General features: G+C 30.6%; 13 protein-coding genes and 1 tRNA gene. 5 read left to right on the forward strand and 9 right to left on the reverse strand.

The features are described 5' to 3' along the window. Nucleotides 1-4: 4 nt before the first annotated feature. From DAD81_RS13480 to DAD81_RS13500, 5 genes are read left to right on the forward strand one after another with little or no spacing between them, the layout of a single operon-like run. Nucleotides 5-1,099 (forward strand): ABC transporter substrate-binding protein, encoded by a 1,095-nt coding sequence (locus DAD81_RS13480; RefSeq protein ID WP_111708809.1) that lies wholly within the window; start codon nucleotides 5-7, stop codon nucleotides 1,097-1,099. Between the two features lie 30 nt (nucleotides 1,100-1,129). Next, entirely contained in the window at nucleotides 1,130-4,693 is a 3,564-nt protein-coding gene (locus DAD81_RS13485) for a CRTAC1 family protein (RefSeq protein ID WP_111708810.1), read from the forward strand. Continuing rightward, nucleotides 4,690-6,351, forward strand: a complete 1,662-nt coding sequence (locus tag DAD81_RS13490) for a CRTAC1 family protein (protein WP_111708811.1) — start codon at nucleotides 4,690-4,692, stop codon at nucleotides 6,349-6,351. The genes DAD81_RS13485 and DAD81_RS13490 overlap by 4 nt, the downstream gene beginning before the upstream one ends. A gap of 48 nt (nucleotides 6,352-6,399) precedes the next feature. Then, nucleotides 6,400-7,752, forward strand: a complete 1,353-nt coding sequence (locus DAD81_RS13495; RefSeq protein WP_218939715.1) for an asparagine synthase-related protein — start codon at nucleotides 6,400-6,402, stop codon at nucleotides 7,750-7,752. After that, nucleotides 7,745-8,710, forward strand: a complete 966-nt coding sequence (locus DAD81_RS13500; protein WP_111708812.1) for a radical SAM protein — start codon at nucleotides 7,745-7,747, stop codon at nucleotides 8,708-8,710. Before DAD81_RS13495 ends, DAD81_RS13500 begins: the two co-directional genes overlap by 8 nt. A 458-nt stretch (nucleotides 8,711-9,168) precedes the next feature. Here the strand turns inward: DAD81_RS13500 and DAD81_RS13505 are convergent, their stop codons facing one another. The 9 genes from DAD81_RS13505 to DAD81_RS13550 all read right to left on the reverse strand — a co-directional run bounded on the left by DAD81_RS13505 (nucleotide 9,169) and on the right by DAD81_RS13550 (nucleotide 15,738). Continuing rightward, nucleotides 9,169-10,029: an SDR family oxidoreductase gene (locus DAD81_RS13505; protein ID WP_111708813.1), complete on the reverse strand. Its 861-nt coding sequence runs from the start codon at nucleotides 10,027-10,029 to the stop codon at nucleotides 9,169-9,171. Between the two features lie 365 nt (nucleotides 10,030-10,394). After that, complete coding sequence (locus DAD81_RS13515) at nucleotides 10,395-10,862, reverse strand: cytochrome C (RefSeq protein WP_111708814.1); 468 nt, start codon at nucleotides 10,860-10,862, stop codon at nucleotides 10,395-10,397. Nucleotides 10,863-11,529: 667 nt separating this feature from the next. Then, nucleotides 11,530-11,614 (reverse strand) — tRNA-Ser (locus DAD81_RS13520). Between the two features lie 5 nt (nucleotides 11,615-11,619). Continuing rightward, nucleotides 11,620-12,150 carry a ribosome maturation factor RimM gene (rimM, locus tag DAD81_RS13525; RefSeq protein WP_111708815.1) on the reverse strand — a complete coding sequence of 177 codons (531 nt, stop codon included), beginning with the start codon at nucleotides 12,148-12,150 and terminating at the stop codon, nucleotides 11,620-11,622. 16 nt (nucleotides 12,151-12,166) lie between these two features. After that, nucleotides 12,167-12,745, reverse strand: a complete 579-nt coding sequence (locus tag DAD81_RS13530) for a 30S ribosomal protein S16 (protein WP_111708816.1) — start codon at nucleotides 12,743-12,745, stop codon at nucleotides 12,167-12,169. 199 nt (nucleotides 12,746-12,944) lie between these two features. Then, nucleotides 12,945-13,520, reverse strand: a complete 576-nt coding sequence (locus tag DAD81_RS13535) for an electron transport complex protein RnfA (RefSeq protein ID WP_111708817.1) — start codon at nucleotides 13,518-13,520, stop codon at nucleotides 12,945-12,947. A 3-nt stretch (nucleotides 13,521-13,523) separates the two neighbouring features. Continuing rightward, entirely contained in the window at nucleotides 13,524-14,129 is a 606-nt protein-coding gene (locus DAD81_RS13540; protein WP_111708818.1) for an RnfABCDGE type electron transport complex subunit E, read from the reverse strand. A 2-nt stretch (nucleotides 14,130-14,131) separates the two neighbouring features. After that, nucleotides 14,132-14,728 (reverse strand): RnfABCDGE type electron transport complex subunit G, encoded by a 597-nt coding sequence (locus tag DAD81_RS13545; protein WP_111708819.1) that lies wholly within the window; start codon nucleotides 14,726-14,728, stop codon nucleotides 14,132-14,134. A gap of 2 nt (nucleotides 14,729-14,730) precedes the next feature. Next, nucleotides 14,731-15,738 (reverse strand): RnfABCDGE type electron transport complex subunit D, encoded by a 1,008-nt coding sequence (locus DAD81_RS13550; RefSeq protein WP_111709069.1) that lies wholly within the window; start codon nucleotides 15,736-15,738, stop codon nucleotides 14,731-14,733.

Genomic DNA, 15,738 nt, shown 5'->3' on the forward strand with positions numbered 1-15,738 from the left:
ATTTATGAATTCATTTAATTCTGTTTTTTTATTAAGAATAATAACATTTATTATTCTTTTAAATGTACCTAAACAAGTTGAGGGGCAAACCATAAATATTGGATTATTAATTAATGATGAGAGTCATATAAACGCGAAATATGCGGCAGAATTGGCCATTGAGCAAGCCAACTTAAAGCCTGGATTAAATGGTAACAAATTTAATTTGGTAACTCAATCAATGGAAGGTCCATGGGGTACTGGGGCTAAAAAGGCTGTTGATTTAATTTTTCAAGATAATGTTTATGCTATTTTAGGATCTCATGATGGGCGCAATGCACATTTAGTTGAGCAGGTTACAGCCAAAACACGTACTATTTTTTTGTCGGCTTGGGCAACCGACCCTACCCTTTCAAAAGCTTTTGTGCCTTGGTATTTTAATAGTGTTTTTAATACTGAAAAACAGGCTACCTCTATAAGTAATGAAATATATCAACATAGAAAACTGAAGAAAATTATTTCAATTTCAGATAATTCTTATGATTCAAATCAATTTTTAAATAGCTTTATTCAAATTTCAGAAAAGAAAGGTTTGCCAAAAATGGTTCAACTTTCATATGCCAACGCTTCTAATAATTTCAGTAATCTTTCTGAGCAATTAAAGAAAGTAGAATTTGATGGTATTGTTATAGTTGGAAGCTCTTCAGATACTAATAAAATAGTAAATCACATTAGAAAACTTAAAATAAATAAACCTATTTTCAGCCCTTCATTATATTTTGGAGCTAATAAAACTATTTCTAAAGATTATGAAAATACAATTTCTATTGATGCCAATTTATCATCAAATTCAAAATGGATAAAGTTTAAGATAGCGTATTTTAAAAGGTTTAAAAAAGAACCTGGTTTGATAGAAGCCTATGCCTATGATGCAACCAATATTATTATTGAGGCAATTACAGAATCTGGCTTTAATAAGGAAGAAATACTGCATTCTTTAGCAATTATTAATCACAATGGTGTTACAGGGAATATTCAATTTGATCAAAATGGAAATCGCAAAGGTGAAGTCAATTTGTTAGAAGTTAAAAATGCTTTTATCACTAAAGTTGTACGGTAAATTACCTTTTTATTTCTTATTTTTGATTTTATGAAAAAAATATTCATCACTTTTTTATTTATTCTTATTTCAACTACTTTTTTTAGTTGTAAAAAAACTCAAAAAGACCCTAAGCAAGTTAAACTTGATTTAATGTCAGCTCAAACATTGGGGCTTGCTTATCTTGAAGAATTTAATCTTGAATTAGCTAAAAATGAGTTTCTAAAAGTTATTGAACTTGCACCAAATAAAAAACGTGGCTATGCTAATCTGGGTTTAACCTATTTGAGAATGGGGAATAATATTGAGGCTGAAAAACAATTATTAAAAGCAATTAAAATAGACCCTAAGGATGCAGACGTAAGGTTAATGCTTGCAACTGTTTACCAGATGAAGAACAACAATGAAAAGGCCAAGCAAGAACTTAAAAAAGCTCTTGAATTTGATCATTCTCACGTAAAAATACTATATAATTTATCGGAATTATATTCATTAAACAATGATGAATCTTCTCGTAAAGAACGAAAATTATATATTCTTAAACTAGTTAAAAATGCCCCAGGAAATATAGTTCCAAAATTAGACTTAACAACTATTTTTATTCAGGATGGTGAAACTGATGCTGCAATTAATCAACTAGAGATTATTCAAAAACAATTTCCAGAATTCCCAAAAGAAGCTGTTGAATTTTATGATAACACACTTCAGTTTTTGAAGAAAAAGGATAAAGAAAATGCTTTGGTGCAATTTACTATTTTTCAAAATTATTTAAAAGTTACATTTCCGTACCAGTCGGGTATAAAAGACTTAAAAGGACCTGGAGGATCATCTATAGGATTTCCTTTAATTACTTATAACCACGCCCCCTATCAGGTAGTAGAAAATGAATCAATATTAGATGTAATTAAATTTGTTAAAATAACAGCACCAATAGGTTTAGAAATTGTTCCAGTTTTTAAAGATGAATCTAAAAATGAGACGTTAAATTCTACTCAGGTAGAAACAGCAGATTATGATGGTGACGGAGATTTTGATTTATATGTAAGTAGTTTTGATGCTTCAACTTCAACCTATAAACACTTTCTTTTTAATAATGACATGGTTCAGTTTAATGATGTTTCAGAACAAGTTGGAATTAATCATACCGGTGAAGATACTTTTGCCAAATTTGTAGATTATGACAATGATGGTTTTCTAGATTTATATATTGTTCGAAAAAACGGAGATATCTTATACCGAAATGAAGGTAAAGGAGCATTCAAAAACGTTACAGATAAAGCAGGGATTGACACTAAAGGAGGAAACAAAGCTTTATTTTTTGATTATGACCATGACGGTGATTTAGATTTATTTAAAACAACTTCAAGTTTTAATATTGTATATAGAAATAATGGAGATGGGACATTTAAAAACATTTCAAATACTATTAATTTTTCAGGAAAAGCTAATTCAAATTCAGTTGATGCTGCTTTTGGAGATTTTGATGATGATGGTGATATTGATTTGTTGGTAATTAATTCTAATGAAAGTGCTTCACTGTTTTCAAATCAAAGAGAAGGTCGTTTTAAAAATTTAACAGATAAAAGTGGGATAAAGGATAATCTAAACTCAAGTAATGTTTCTGTTGGTGATTACAACAACGATGGATTTTTAGATTTATTTATTACCTCCTTAAAAGACGGGGGAACCTTATTCGAAAATAAAGGGGAAGGAAAATTTGAAAAGGTGAAAAAGTCTGGAAAAATGGAAAACTCCCTTAAAGGTGTTAAAGCATATGATTCTAAATTTTTTGATTTTGATAATGATGGTTTTCTAGATATTATTGTTGCTGGAGAATCTGAAATTACGGGTAAAAGAGGTCTACAATTATTTCATAATGATGGGAAAAATGAATTCTCAAATGTTTCTCATCTACTGCCTGAAGATACAAAATCCGCAAAACAACTTACGCTTTTAGACTACAATAACGATGGAGATTTAGACTTAATAATAACAGGTTTAGATGGAGGTGTTTTTCTTTTGAGAAACGATGGAGGTAGTATTAACCATTATGTTAATGTGAAACTTGTTGGATTAAGAAACGGTAGTGCAAAAAACAACTATTTTGGAATAGGTGCTAAAGTTGAAATCAGAGCTGGAGATTTGTATCAAACTATGGTAGTTACAGATCCAAATGTGTATTTTGGTTTAGGTCATAGGGCTAAAGTTGATATTATTAGAATAACCTGGACAAATGGTGTTCCTCAAAATATGCTATTGCCAGATGCAGATCAAGCACTTATTGAATCTCAAGTATTAAAAGGTTCTTGTCCATTTTTATATACCTGGAATGGAAGTGAATATGTTTTTGTTAAAGATATTACGTGGCGAAGTGCATTAGGTATGCCTCTTGGAATAATGGGTGGTACAACATTGCATGCATTTCCAGATGCTTCTGATGATTATATTAAAATCCCAGGTGAAATGCTTCAACCTAAAGATGAAATGTATTCTTTAAAAATCACTTCAGAATTGTGGGAAACTATTTATATGGACAAAGTTCAATTAGTTGCAGTTGATCATCCCGATTCAATTGATGTATTTATTCCAGAACAATTTACACCCCCTCCTTTTCCAGGGTTAGATATTACACAAGTTTATAAAAAACACACACCAGTTTCTGCTAAAAATTTATATGGCAATGATGTTCTTTCTTTTATAACTGAAAAAGATGATAAGTATTTGTCAGATTTTAAACTTGAAAAATATCAGGGATTAACTGAAATGCAAGAAATTATTTTGGATCCAGGAAATTTAGACTTCAACAAGGAGGTTTTTATATTTTTAAATGGATGGATTTTTCCTTCAGATGCTAGTATTAATGTAGCACTATCACAAACAGATAAATTAAAAGTATCTTTTCCTGTAATTCAAGTAGTAAATAAAAAAGGTAATTGGGAAACGGTAGATAAAAATCTTGGTTTTCCAATGGGTAAAGATAAAACAGTAATAGCAGATCTTTCGGGGAAATTTCTATCAAACGACCATAGAATAAAAATTAAAACGAATATGGAAATATATTGGAATCAGATATTTTTCTCAAATTCAAATCCAAATGTGCCAATGGAAATAACCGAGTTAAATCCAGACAATGCAGAAATACATTATAGAGGCTTTTCGCATAGTTATAAAAAAGGAGGTCGTTACGGTCCTCACTGGTTTGATTATTACGATGTAGATAAAACAAAAAAATGGCGTGATTTAACAGGTAACTATACCCGGTATGGTGATGTACTTCCGCTTTTAAAGGAATCGGATAATAAATATATTATTTCAAATGCAGGTGATGAAACATCGCTTAACTTTAGTGTGAGTAACTTTCCAAAGTTAAAAGTTGGTTGGAAAAGAGATTTTCTAATTCATAGCGTTGGTTGGGTAAAAGATGGAGATATTAATACTTCTTTTGGACAAACAGTACTTCCATTGCCTTTCCATGGAATGGAGTCTTATCCACCTTCAAAAAATGATATTTACCCTAATAATTCTAATCTTAAAGAGTACAATCAAGAATACAATACTAGGATCGTAAAAATGGATGATTATCGCAATTTAATAAAAAAGAATAAACAAGAATGAGATTGAAAATAAAAGGAATTATTTGTATTACATTATTAATGAGCGTTTCAACAATTTTAATGGCTCAGAATAATAAAGTTGTTTTTACCAATGTAGCAAAAGAAGTAGGTGTTAATTTCAATTACACTTTTGGAGATAATAGTTATGAGAATATTTTAGAAAGTAGTGGCTCAGGTATAACTGTATTTGATTACAATAATGATGGCTTGATGGATATTTATATGATGAATGGAACGTATCTTGAAGGAATTTCAAAACCAGAGGGTAAAAAGTTTGAGGGTACTTCAAATAAATTGTATAAAAATAATGGCGATGGAACGTTTACTGAAGTTGCTCAAAAAGCGGGTGTTGATAATAAAAATTGGAGTATGGCTGCAGGAGCTATAGATTTGGATAATGACGGTTTTCAAGATTTATACTTATTAAATTACGGACCAAATATTTTCTATCACAATAATGGAGATGGAACTTTTAGTGATATTACAGCTTCTCTCGGGTTACAAGGACCTGATGACTTAAACGGGTTCACAAAATGGAGTATTGGAACTTCTTTTTGGGATTACAATAAAGATGGAAGAATGGATTTAATGGTTGGGAATTTTCTTGCCTTTGATCCCGAATATATATCTACCCAAACACCTGGAATGATGCCTCACCCATCTGAATATAAAGGACAAGCATCAATGTTATACGAGCAACAAGCCAATGGGAAATTTAAAGATGTTACTGAAGAAAATGGGCTATTATTTCCAGATTCTAAATGCATGGGGTTAACTGTTTATGATTATGATAACGACAACGATTTAGATATTTTTCAGGCAAATGACCATCAAATGAATTTTTTGTTTAAAAATAATGACGGTGTTTTTAAAGAGGTTGGAATTGGAACTGGTATAGCTACAAATAGTAAAGGCCATATTACAGGTTCCATGCATGCAACTATTGGAGATGTAGATGGAGATGGGTTAATTGATATTTTAGTTTCGGACTTAAAATATGGTGCATTGTATAAAAATCTTGGGAATGGCGTTTTTAAAGATATTACTGAATCAAGTGGAATTGCAACTCCAATGGCAGGTAAAGGAAGTTGGGGAACGGCTTTTTTGGATTTTGATAATGATGGAGATATAGATATTATTTCTGCAAATGGAACAGCTGAAGAATTAATTTTACAGTACCCTCTTTTGTTAGAAAATGATGGGAAAGGAAATTTTAAAGATATTGGTCAAAACCACGGTTCTTATTTTTCAACAAAACGTTCTGGAAGAGGTTTGGCAATTTCAGATTACGATAATGATGGAGATTTAGATGTTATTATTTCTCATGTTGATTTAAAAGCTGATGCTGCCTTATTAAGAAATGATGGAGGAAATAAAAATAATTGGTTAGCTATTACATTGTTAGGTGAAAATGGTTTATCATCTGGCATAGCGGCTAAGGTTTCAATAGTTTCAGGAGGAAAAAAACAAGTTTCTGTTAATCAGTGGACAACTGGATATTTATCAAATAGTGAGCCTCGCTTACATTTTGGACTTGGAAATAAAAAAATTGTTAACAAGATTGAAATTGTTTGGCTAGATGGAAAAAAAGAAATGTTTGAGAATGTAAACGCTAATCAATTTATAACAATTAAAAAAGGAACTGGAATTATAAAATAAAATAGTATTTTTATCAATTCAGTAATTAAAAATATTAAATAAGTAATAATGGATATAGAGCAAATAAGTAAAAATAATAGCATGTATGTGAGTAAGGTTATTGACCTTACAAATCCTGAAAAGAATGTTATTTATAATATGACGCATGAAGAGGCCGTAAATATTGTGAAATCTGGAGATGTTGAAGCTGTTCGTAAAATAGATGGTCAGTTTTCACTTATATCTGTAGAAGAAAAAACAATTCGTATGGCAAGATCTATTGGGCGTCCAATTCGATATTTTATTGCCAAAAGAGCTGCTGGACCACAATTAATTATTGCTGAACGAATAGATGTTATTTTTGATTATCTAAAAAAAGAAGGAATGGACGATCAATTTCACCCTTCTTATACACGTATGGCTCCTGCACATTACATAACTAAAATAGAGTTATTAGGTTGTCCAGACCCAAACCCAATTTATACACGATTTTTTACTCCTGAACGAAACAAATATGCTCCAAATAGTATTAAACAAATTGGAGCGGATTATATAGGAGCCGTTTATAAAGAAATAAAAAAATGGCTACAATATAGAGCTACAGAAGGCCCTATTGGAGTTACTTTTTCTGCAGGTATTGATAGTGGTTCAGTTTTTTTATTAATGTATCATGCATTAAAAGAATTGGGTGAAAGTCCTTCAAGATTAAAAGCGTTTACACTTTCAATTGATGGTGATGGTGCCGATTTAATGCAAGCACGAAAATTTTTACAAAAGTTAGATCTTGAATTGTTTTTAGAACCAATTGAGTTGGATTATAAGGCGTTAAACTGGAAAGAGGCTATTTCTGTAGTGGAAGATTATAAACCATTAGATATTCAATCCGCAACAATGAATTTATCCTTATTACAAGGTGTTCGATCTCGTTATCCAGATTGGAAATATATAATTGATGGAGATGGTGGAGATGAAAACTTAAAAGACTATCCAATAGAAGATAATCCTGAATTAACAATTCGTAGTGTTCTAAATAATTTAATGTTGTATCATGAAGGATGGGGAGTAGAATCTATAAAACATTCTTTAACATATTCAGGAGGTTTAAGTAGAGGTTACATGAGAACATTTTCACCTGCAGATTTGTTAGGTTTTGAAGGTTTTAGTCCATATACGCTGCCAAATGTAATTGAAATTTCTGAAGGTGTACCATATATTGATATGACCGATTGGGATCATAAAAAATTATATGACCTTAAAGGTCAAATTGTATTTGAGGGTGTAAAAGCCATTACCGGAATGGAAATGCCAATTTTTGAAAAAAGACGTTTTCAACATGGAGTAGCATCAAAAGATAATTTTAATAAACATTTCCCTGAGAAAGAAATTACATACAGAAAAGAGTTCCTATCAAAGTATGAGTAAAAATGAAAGAGCAGTAATAGACACAAAATGGATAGTTTCTCATCGTGGTAAAAAAAACCAGGTTAATCCATTAGTGCCCTATGCTTGGTTGGTTGAAAAAGAATTAACTTCTTCAGGAGAAATTGAAGATACAGCGATTATTTTTTTAACCAACCGAGAATGCCCTTTTCATTGTTTAATGTGTGATTTATGGAAAAACACAACAGATAATCCAGTTCCTTTAGGAGCCATCCCTACTCAAATTGAATGGGCGCTCTCTAAAATGCCAAAGGCAAAACATATAAAACTTTATAATAGTGGTAATTTTTTTGATGAAGCTGCTATACCCCAAAAAGATTATCAAAAAATAGCTGATTTACTACAAAATTTTGAAACAGTTATTGTTGAAAGCCATACAAAATTAATCAACCAAAAATGTTTACAGTTTAGAGATTTGTTAAAGCCAAAACTTGAAATTGCTATTGGATTAGAAACAGTTCATCCTGAAGTTTTGATGCAGTTAAATAAACAAATGACCTTAAATAATTTTGCAACTGCTGTTCAATTTCTTACAAAGAACAATATTAAATCTAGGGCATTTATTCTTTTAAAACCTCCTTTCACTTCAGAGGAAGAAGGTATTTATTGGGCTAAAAAATCAATAAATTATGCTTTTAAAGTAGGTATTGATTGTTGTACAGTTATTCCTGTTAGAGCAGGGAATGGAGCTATGGAGGTTTTATTAAAAAAAGGTGATTTTAGTTTACCAAAAATAGAATCCCTAGAGACAGTTCTAGAATATGGTATTAATCTCCAATCTGGTCGTGTTTTTGCCGATGTTTGGGATTTAGGTCTCTTTTCAGCCTGCCCAAAATGCATAGACCAAAGAACAAATCGATTAACCTCTATGAGTGAGACGCAAAAAATGATTAAACCTATTATTTGTAATTGTAACAATCATAATAACATTAACTGTTAATTTCTTCAATCTTCTCCTTTAAAAAATATTCAATTTCTAAACAAGTATGTATAATTGGATCCCTTATAGATCGTAGAGTATTGGAATGAAATAGCGCTAAAAATTTAAAGGCGTATTATTATGTATTAAATTACTTGCCGTTTTTAACATTTTAACTATACTAATCTTTACATAAATATATTTAAAACCAGTAAACTTCTTTACTTATAAAATGATATTTTTAATTTCATTTTTAAAAATAATTTCTTCATTACCAAATAATTCAAAAATGGTTAACTAAAAGAAAAATCCTTTTAAAATCATACTTTCTATTACCTATTGCAACAAATTTGCTATCAATTGCACTTTTCGTTTCAGCTAAATAATGGCTATAGTTGAAAATTAATAATTTTTTATTTTAGAAGCATTCTATTTTACTGAAATAAGCAACCTTTAATGTGCATTGATGCAACAAGGGCTTATTTTTTCTTAGTTCTTTTTACTTCATCATTAAAGAAATTTTTTAATTTTTCTTGACCAAATTGAGGAGCTTGCATATCCATCACCATTGTTGTCATAAAAAACTCAATAGGGCCATAAGTTTTTGAACTTGTAAATGATCGAACAAGCCAAAGTGTAAATTTTCGTATCCAATCTGGGAAGTGGATAATTTTAATTGGTTTTGAATAAGCTTTAAGTGCTAACTCAGCAATATCATTTTGAGAAAGCAAATCAGGCCCACCTATATTTATCTCTTTTTTTTCTTGACTTATGGCATTAACAACCTCTTTAGCTAAGTCTTTTCCATGAATTGAGTTTAATTTTAATTTCCCATCTCCAAAAAGATAAACTTTTCCACCCTTTGCCATTTTTAGGAATTCTCCCATATCCGAGAAAAATCCATTTGGTCTAATAATGCAATAATCCAATCCAGAAGATTTTAAATAATCTCCTAATTTCTCTTTAGCCTCACAAATTTTTAGATGTCTAAGTTGTTTACCATTTAAAACCGAAATGTAAATAAATTTTTTTGCTCCACTTTTTTTTGCTTCATCTATCAAATTTACATTTGCTTGATAATCAACATCCATATATGTTAATCCATCTTTTTGCCTTGTAATTCCAATTGAACTAATAACTACATCTATACCTTTGCATATTTCACTTAATGTTTTAGGTTTAGTTACTTGTGCTTCTAAAATTTCAAGGTTTGAAACATTAATTTTTATCTTTTCTTTATTGCGAACGACTATTTTAGTATCATAACCTCTTTCAATCAATTCTCGAGCTATGAATTTACCTAAATATCCTGTTGCTCCAGCTACTAATATTTTTTTCATCTTTATTATTTTTTATAAGACAAAATTATAGCTTACAGATCATTTTTTTACAAACAACAAAAACTCTTTTTATTGAATATTCGAGTTTTTATTCTGCTTAAAGTTTCTGGATATACACCTAAAAAAGATGCGATATATCGCTTTGGTACTCTTTGGAATAGTTTTCCCTGAGTATTTAACAAATCAATGTATCGCTCTTCAGTTAATTTTGTTACAAACGAGTCTATTACCTTTTAACTTGTGATTAATTCATTTTCTGTTACAATTCTGGCAATCACCTAAAATTTGGAAAATTCTTTTAATAATATTTAAATTTTTGATTTTAATATAGATTTTCCTCAGTTTTTAAAACGTTACTTAACTACTCAATAATAAGGATCGTATTCGGTTGGTGGTGATACTACTTGATATTCCGATTGAAGAAAAGTAACAAGATCAATAAGTTCCTGAACAGTCATAACTTCATTGTAATTCTTCATCTTAGAAAAGTTATCTTCAGTAGAGTTTTTTTGATTGTATAACGCTGCTACTTTGTGAGAAGGATTAATTACTGAAGTTACCAAACCTCCATAGCTTTTTAGAGATGATACTTCACCTCCTAGATCTATTTTTAGATTATCTTTCCCGCCCTTCCATTCAATATTTGGAATACTATGACATTCATTACATGCCAACCTCTTATAGATTACTATTCCTTTATCAATGTCTCCTTTAGGCAATGCAAATTCACGTGCTTGCCTATTGCAACTGCTTATTAGTAAGCTCCCAAATAACAAGACAAACACCATTAAATAATTTTGAAAATTAATTAAAAATTTATTTCTTAAAGTCATAACCGAATGTTTTAAATTAGTCTTTTAATGCACCTTTGTACATTTAACAAATTAAAGGTAGAGATTAAGAAAAATAAAGGAAATGATTATCATCAGTCTTGAAACTGATTTTTATCAAATTTTACGCAATCTCTGGATATGATTTATAATAGTGTTATTATCTTTTAATTTTTTATTTCTAAACTTTTTATTGGAACGCAATAAATTATCAAAGTTAGTACAATAGAATAATTGAGGTTTCTTAGATAGATATAAGAAGTTTTAAACTCTTTAAGCACAAATTCACTAAATACCTTTGTGTATTATTTATAAAGCCATAAAGTTTCTTTATGGAACTTATTAGCTGTATTTTCATTGTATTAATCAATTTATATTTTGAAGGAAATAATATTGTTCTCTATTCCCGAAAACCTAGATTTGATTGCATGTGAAGTAACTACTTTCTTACTTTAAATAAGTCAGGTTTGTTGTTTTTTGATTGTGAAGCATTAATGCTGAAAAGGATCGAAAAAGTGTTTTTTATCTTCATAGTTGTCAACTTTTAAAGTTAAACTCTATAAAAGGCGAAAATCAAATCAATTATGAATATTTATGTTAATTCTTAAAACATAAAACCTAGTAAAATCAATATTTTACTAGGTTTTGATAAAATTTGTTTTCTTTTTAGCAGAGAGGAAGGGATTCGAACCCTCGATACGTTGCCGTATACACGCTTTCCAAGCGTGCGCCTTCGACCACTCGGCCACCTCTCTAAAATTTAATTATTAAGATATAAATCTATTAATCCGTCAGGAGTTTCAACTATAATCTTCTTATTTTCTCTATCAACTTTTTTAATAAAGTCATCAATCATAGGAATAAACACTTCCGTTCCATTGGCATTTATTTCAAATAGAGCTTGAGCCGAAGAATCATTTACGCCAGTAATAACACCAACATAGCCATGATTTACATCTTCAATATCAAAATTTATAATCTCGTGAAAATAAAATTTGTTACCTTTTAACTTAGGTAAAAACTCTAAAGGTAAATACAATTCAGAACCTAAAATAGCATCTGCATCTGCTTCGCTATCTACATCCTCAAAACTAATTCTTAATTGATTTCCTTTCTGAAGTAAACTTTCTTCAATAAAAAATGGAACCAGATCATTGCCTAAAGCAACAAATACCGATTCCAAATTTTTATAAAGTTCAGGTTCATCTGTATCCAATTTGGCTACAACCCCACCTTTAAAACTGTGTTTTCTTACGATTTTGCCTAAATAAAAACAATCTTCTTTATGCATTATCGAATGAAATTAATTAAGCTTCTTCGCTTGCAGCGTTTTGAGCATCGTCAATAGACTCTGGGCCTTTTTCTTCTACAGGTTCTGCATTTGCAGCAGCTGCAGCAGCTTTTGCGTCAGCCTCAGCCTTAATTGCTTCTTCTTCTATTTCTTTAGCAGCAGCAGCACGGTCTTCATTTACTTTCACTTCAGCTTCTAATGCTTTTGATTTTGCATCAGCTTTTGCTTTTGCTAAACCATCAACTTTATTAGCTACTTTTCCAGCTTTTTCATCTAACCAAGCTTGAAATTTTGCATCAGCTTGCTCTTCAGTTAAAGCACCTTTTCTTACACCACCTACTAAATGATTTTTTAGCATAGCTCCTTTATAAGATAAAATAGCTTTTGCAGTGTCAGTTGGTTGTGCTCCATTTTGCAACCAATTTACGGCTCCATCAACATCTAAATCGATTGTTGCTGGATTTGTATTAGGGTTATAAGTCCCTATTTTTTCTAGGTATTTACCATCTCTTTTTGAACGTACATCTGCTGCAACGATCCAATAAAATGGTTTTCCTTTCTTACCGTGTCTTTGTAATCTAATTTTTACTGGCATTCTTTTTTAATTTTTAAGGTTCTCGACCTTGGTTATAAATTTAAGTGCGCAAATATAGTGAGTTATTTTTAATATATTGAGCTTTAATGTATAAAAGTTTAGTTTTTAGGAGACTGTAGTTCATAGTTTGTAGTTGAGTTACAGAAGTTTAAGAAAAATCACTTCTTTCAACCTTTCACCTTTAAAACTATCTACCTAATTATACCAATCCTGTAAATCCTAAAAATGCTAAAGATAATAATCCGGCAACCAATAAATTAATTGGTACCCCTTTCATTCCTTTAGGAATATTAGCTAGCTCTAAATGCTCTCTAATACTTGCAAAAAGTATTAATGCTAAAGCAAAACCTATAGAATTTGAAACTGCAAAAAATACAGCTTTTAACAAACTACCGCCATCCAATCCTAGAGCTAAAATAGCTACCCCTAAAACGGCACAGTTTGTTGTAATTAATGGTAAAAACACACCCAATGCTTGATATAACGGTGGACTTACTTTTTTTAGAATAATTTCAACCATTTGAACTAAGGCTGCAATCACTAATATAAATGTTATGGTTCGTAAATAATCCAATCCGGCAGGTACTAAAATGTATTGATGTAATAAATAAGTTACCATTGTAGCCAATGTCATTACAAATAATACTGCTCCAGACATTCCTACTGAAGTTGAAACTTTACTTGAAACTCCTAAAAACGGACAAATTCCTAAAAATTGTGAAAGAACAATGTTGTTTACAAAAACCGCCGCTATTAAAATAATAATATAATCCATTTTCTAATTTGTTTTTGTTGTTAGTTTATTGAATAAAACGGTTAAATAAGCTAAGGCAATAAATGCCCCTGGAGGTAAAATAAATAAGATAAATGTATTTGCATCATCTGGCACAAATTTAAATCCAAAAATACTTCCGCTTCCTAATATTTCACGTGTTGCACCTAAAATTGTAAGAGCCAAAGTAAACCCTAACCCCATTCCTAAACCATCTATTAATGATGATATTGCGTTGTTTTTAGACGCAAAAGATTCTGCTCTACCTAAAATAATACAGTTTACCACAATTAGTGGAATAAAAATTCCTAACTGCTCATATAAAAATGGCACAAATGCTTCTAGAATCATTTCAACAATGGTTACAAACGATGCTATAATAATTATAAATGCTGGGATACGAACTTTACTAGGTATTTGTGTTTTCACTAACGAAACTACAATGTTACTCATTATTAAAACAAACATTGTTGCAACTCCCATTCCCAATCCATTAGAAGCTGATGAAGTAACACCCAATGTTGGGCACATACCTAATAGCATTACAAAAATTGGATTTTCTTTTACAATTCCCTTTAAGAAATTGTCTTTTTGATTTACTGTTTCTGCCATAACTAATCTTTTTTAGGTTGAGTAGTTGAACTTTCTTTCTCAAAAATATCATACGCCATTTGCGTTGCTTCACTAAAAGCTCTTGTTGAAATTGTTGCTCCAGTTAAAGCATCTACATCACCTTGATCCTTTGTTGGTTTTAATTTAAAAGTTGTAGGATTTTTATCTCTAAATTGTTGTAGAAATTTCTCTTCCTTCATTTTTGTTCCTAAACCTGGCGTTTCTTTTTGTTCCAAAACTTGAATATTTTGAATACTTCCATCTGGTTTAAAACCAACCATTAATCTCACCAATCCACTAAATCCTTTTTCAGAAGAACCAATAATAGCAGTCCCAACATTTTCATCTCCTTTTAAAGCTGAGTAAATCTCAACACTATCTTTAGCTAAATCAGATTTAATCATTTTTACATTCTCAACAGGATTGTTATCAAATTCTGGTAACACCAATTTTAATGCTTTAATTTTCTTGGCAATTTTCGCGTCTTTTATTGGCTGTACAGTTAAATCGTTTACAAAACCTAACGAAAATCCCGATATTATGGTAATCACAAATAATGATACCACCATATTTATAAATGTATCTTTCTTTTTACTCATAATTACACAATTTTAACTTTAATTTTTGAACCAAACCTTCTTGGTTTAAAATAGGTATTAATTAAAGGTACAAAGGCATTCATTATTAAAATTGCAAATGAAACTCCTTCTGGGTATGCACCAAATAATCTTATTATTACTGTTATAACTCCAATTCCAATTGCAAAAATTATCATTCCTTTTTTTGTCATTGGACTAGTTACTAAATCAGTTGCCATAAAAAACGCACCTAATAAAGCTCCACCAGATAAAATATGAATTACCGGACTCGCATAATGCTCACCATCTACTAACCAAAAAATTCCAGTCATAACAGCCATTGTTACTAACATAGTAATAGGAATGTGCCAAGTAATTACTTTTCTAATTATTAAATAAATTCCTCCTATTAATAACGCTATTGCAGACATTTCTCCAATTGAACCGCCGGTAATACCTAATAACATATCTATAGCTGAAGGAATTCTAGATCCAATTTCAGACATTGTTTCTCCAAACATTAAACCTTCTTTTATAACCCCCAAAGGAGTAGCTCCTGTAACTGCATCTGCTAAAGCAGTTTGATTTTCAACAGCTGTAGGCCATGTTGTCATTTGAACTGGAAATGAAATCAACAAGAAAACACGCCCAACCAAAGCCGGATTAAAAATATTAAATCCCAAACCTCCAAATGAAAGTTTACCAATTCCAATCGCCACTAAACTCCCCACTACAATCATCCAAATTGGGATGCCTGACGGCAAGTTAAATGCTAATAAAATTCCAGTAATTAACGCTGAACCATCTCCAACGGTGATTTCAGATTTTAATAAATATTTTTGAATTAAATATTCAAATACTAAACAAGATATTACTGCTGCCGCAGTAACAATTAATGCGCCAATTCCAAACACATATAGTGATACTAAAAATGCAGGAATTAAAGCGATAACCACATCATACATCAGTTTTTTAGATGTTCTATCTGAATGTACGTGCGGTGAGGCCGATACTATAATAGGTTGACTCAT

It is taken from the genome of Lutibacter citreus (assembly GCF_003260195.1).
Taxonomy (GTDB): domain Bacteria; phylum Bacteroidota; class Bacteroidia; order Flavobacteriales; family Flavobacteriaceae; genus Lutibacter; species Lutibacter citreus.

Coding starts and splice junctions, on each gene's coding strand:
- DAD81_RS13480 (WP_111708809.1), top strand. CDS start 5: ATGAATTCATTTAATTCTGTTTTTTTATTAAGAATAATAACATTTATT.
- DAD81_RS13485 (WP_111708810.1), top strand. CDS start 1,130: ATGAAAAAAATATTCATCACTTTTTTATTTATTCTTATTTCAACTACT.
- DAD81_RS13490 (WP_111708811.1), top strand. CDS start 4,690: ATGAGATTGAAAATAAAAGGAATTATTTGTATTACATTATTAATGAGC.
- DAD81_RS13495 (WP_218939715.1), top strand. CDS start 6,400: ATGGATATAGAGCAAATAAGTAAAAATAATAGCATGTATGTGAGTAAG.
- DAD81_RS13500 (WP_111708812.1), top strand. CDS start 7,745: ATGAGTAAAAATGAAAGAGCAGTAATAGACACAAAATGGATAGTTTCT.
- DAD81_RS13505 (WP_111708813.1), bottom strand. CDS start 10,029: ATGAAAAAAATATTAGTAGCTGGAGCAACAGGATATTTAGGTAAATTC.
- DAD81_RS13515 (WP_111708814.1), bottom strand. CDS start 10,862: ATGACTTTAAGAAATAAATTTTTAATTAATTTTCAAAATTATTTAATG.
- rimM (WP_111708815.1), bottom strand. CDS start 12,150: ATGCATAAAGAAGATTGTTTTTATTTAGGCAAAATCGTAAGAAAACAC.
- DAD81_RS13530 (WP_111708816.1), bottom strand. CDS start 12,745: ATGCCAGTAAAAATTAGATTACAAAGACACGGTAAGAAAGGAAAACCA.
- DAD81_RS13535 (WP_111708817.1), bottom strand. CDS start 13,520: ATGGATTATATTATTATTTTAATAGCGGCGGTTTTTGTAAACAACATT.
- DAD81_RS13540 (WP_111708818.1), bottom strand. CDS start 14,129: ATGGCAGAAACAGTAAATCAAAAAGACAATTTCTTAAAGGGAATTGTA.
- DAD81_RS13545 (WP_111708819.1), bottom strand. CDS start 14,728: ATGAGTAAAAAGAAAGATACATTTATAAATATGGTGGTATCATTATTT.
- DAD81_RS13550 (WP_111709069.1), bottom strand. CDS start 15,738: ATGAGTCAACCTATTATAGTATCGGCCTCACCGCACGTACATTCAGAT.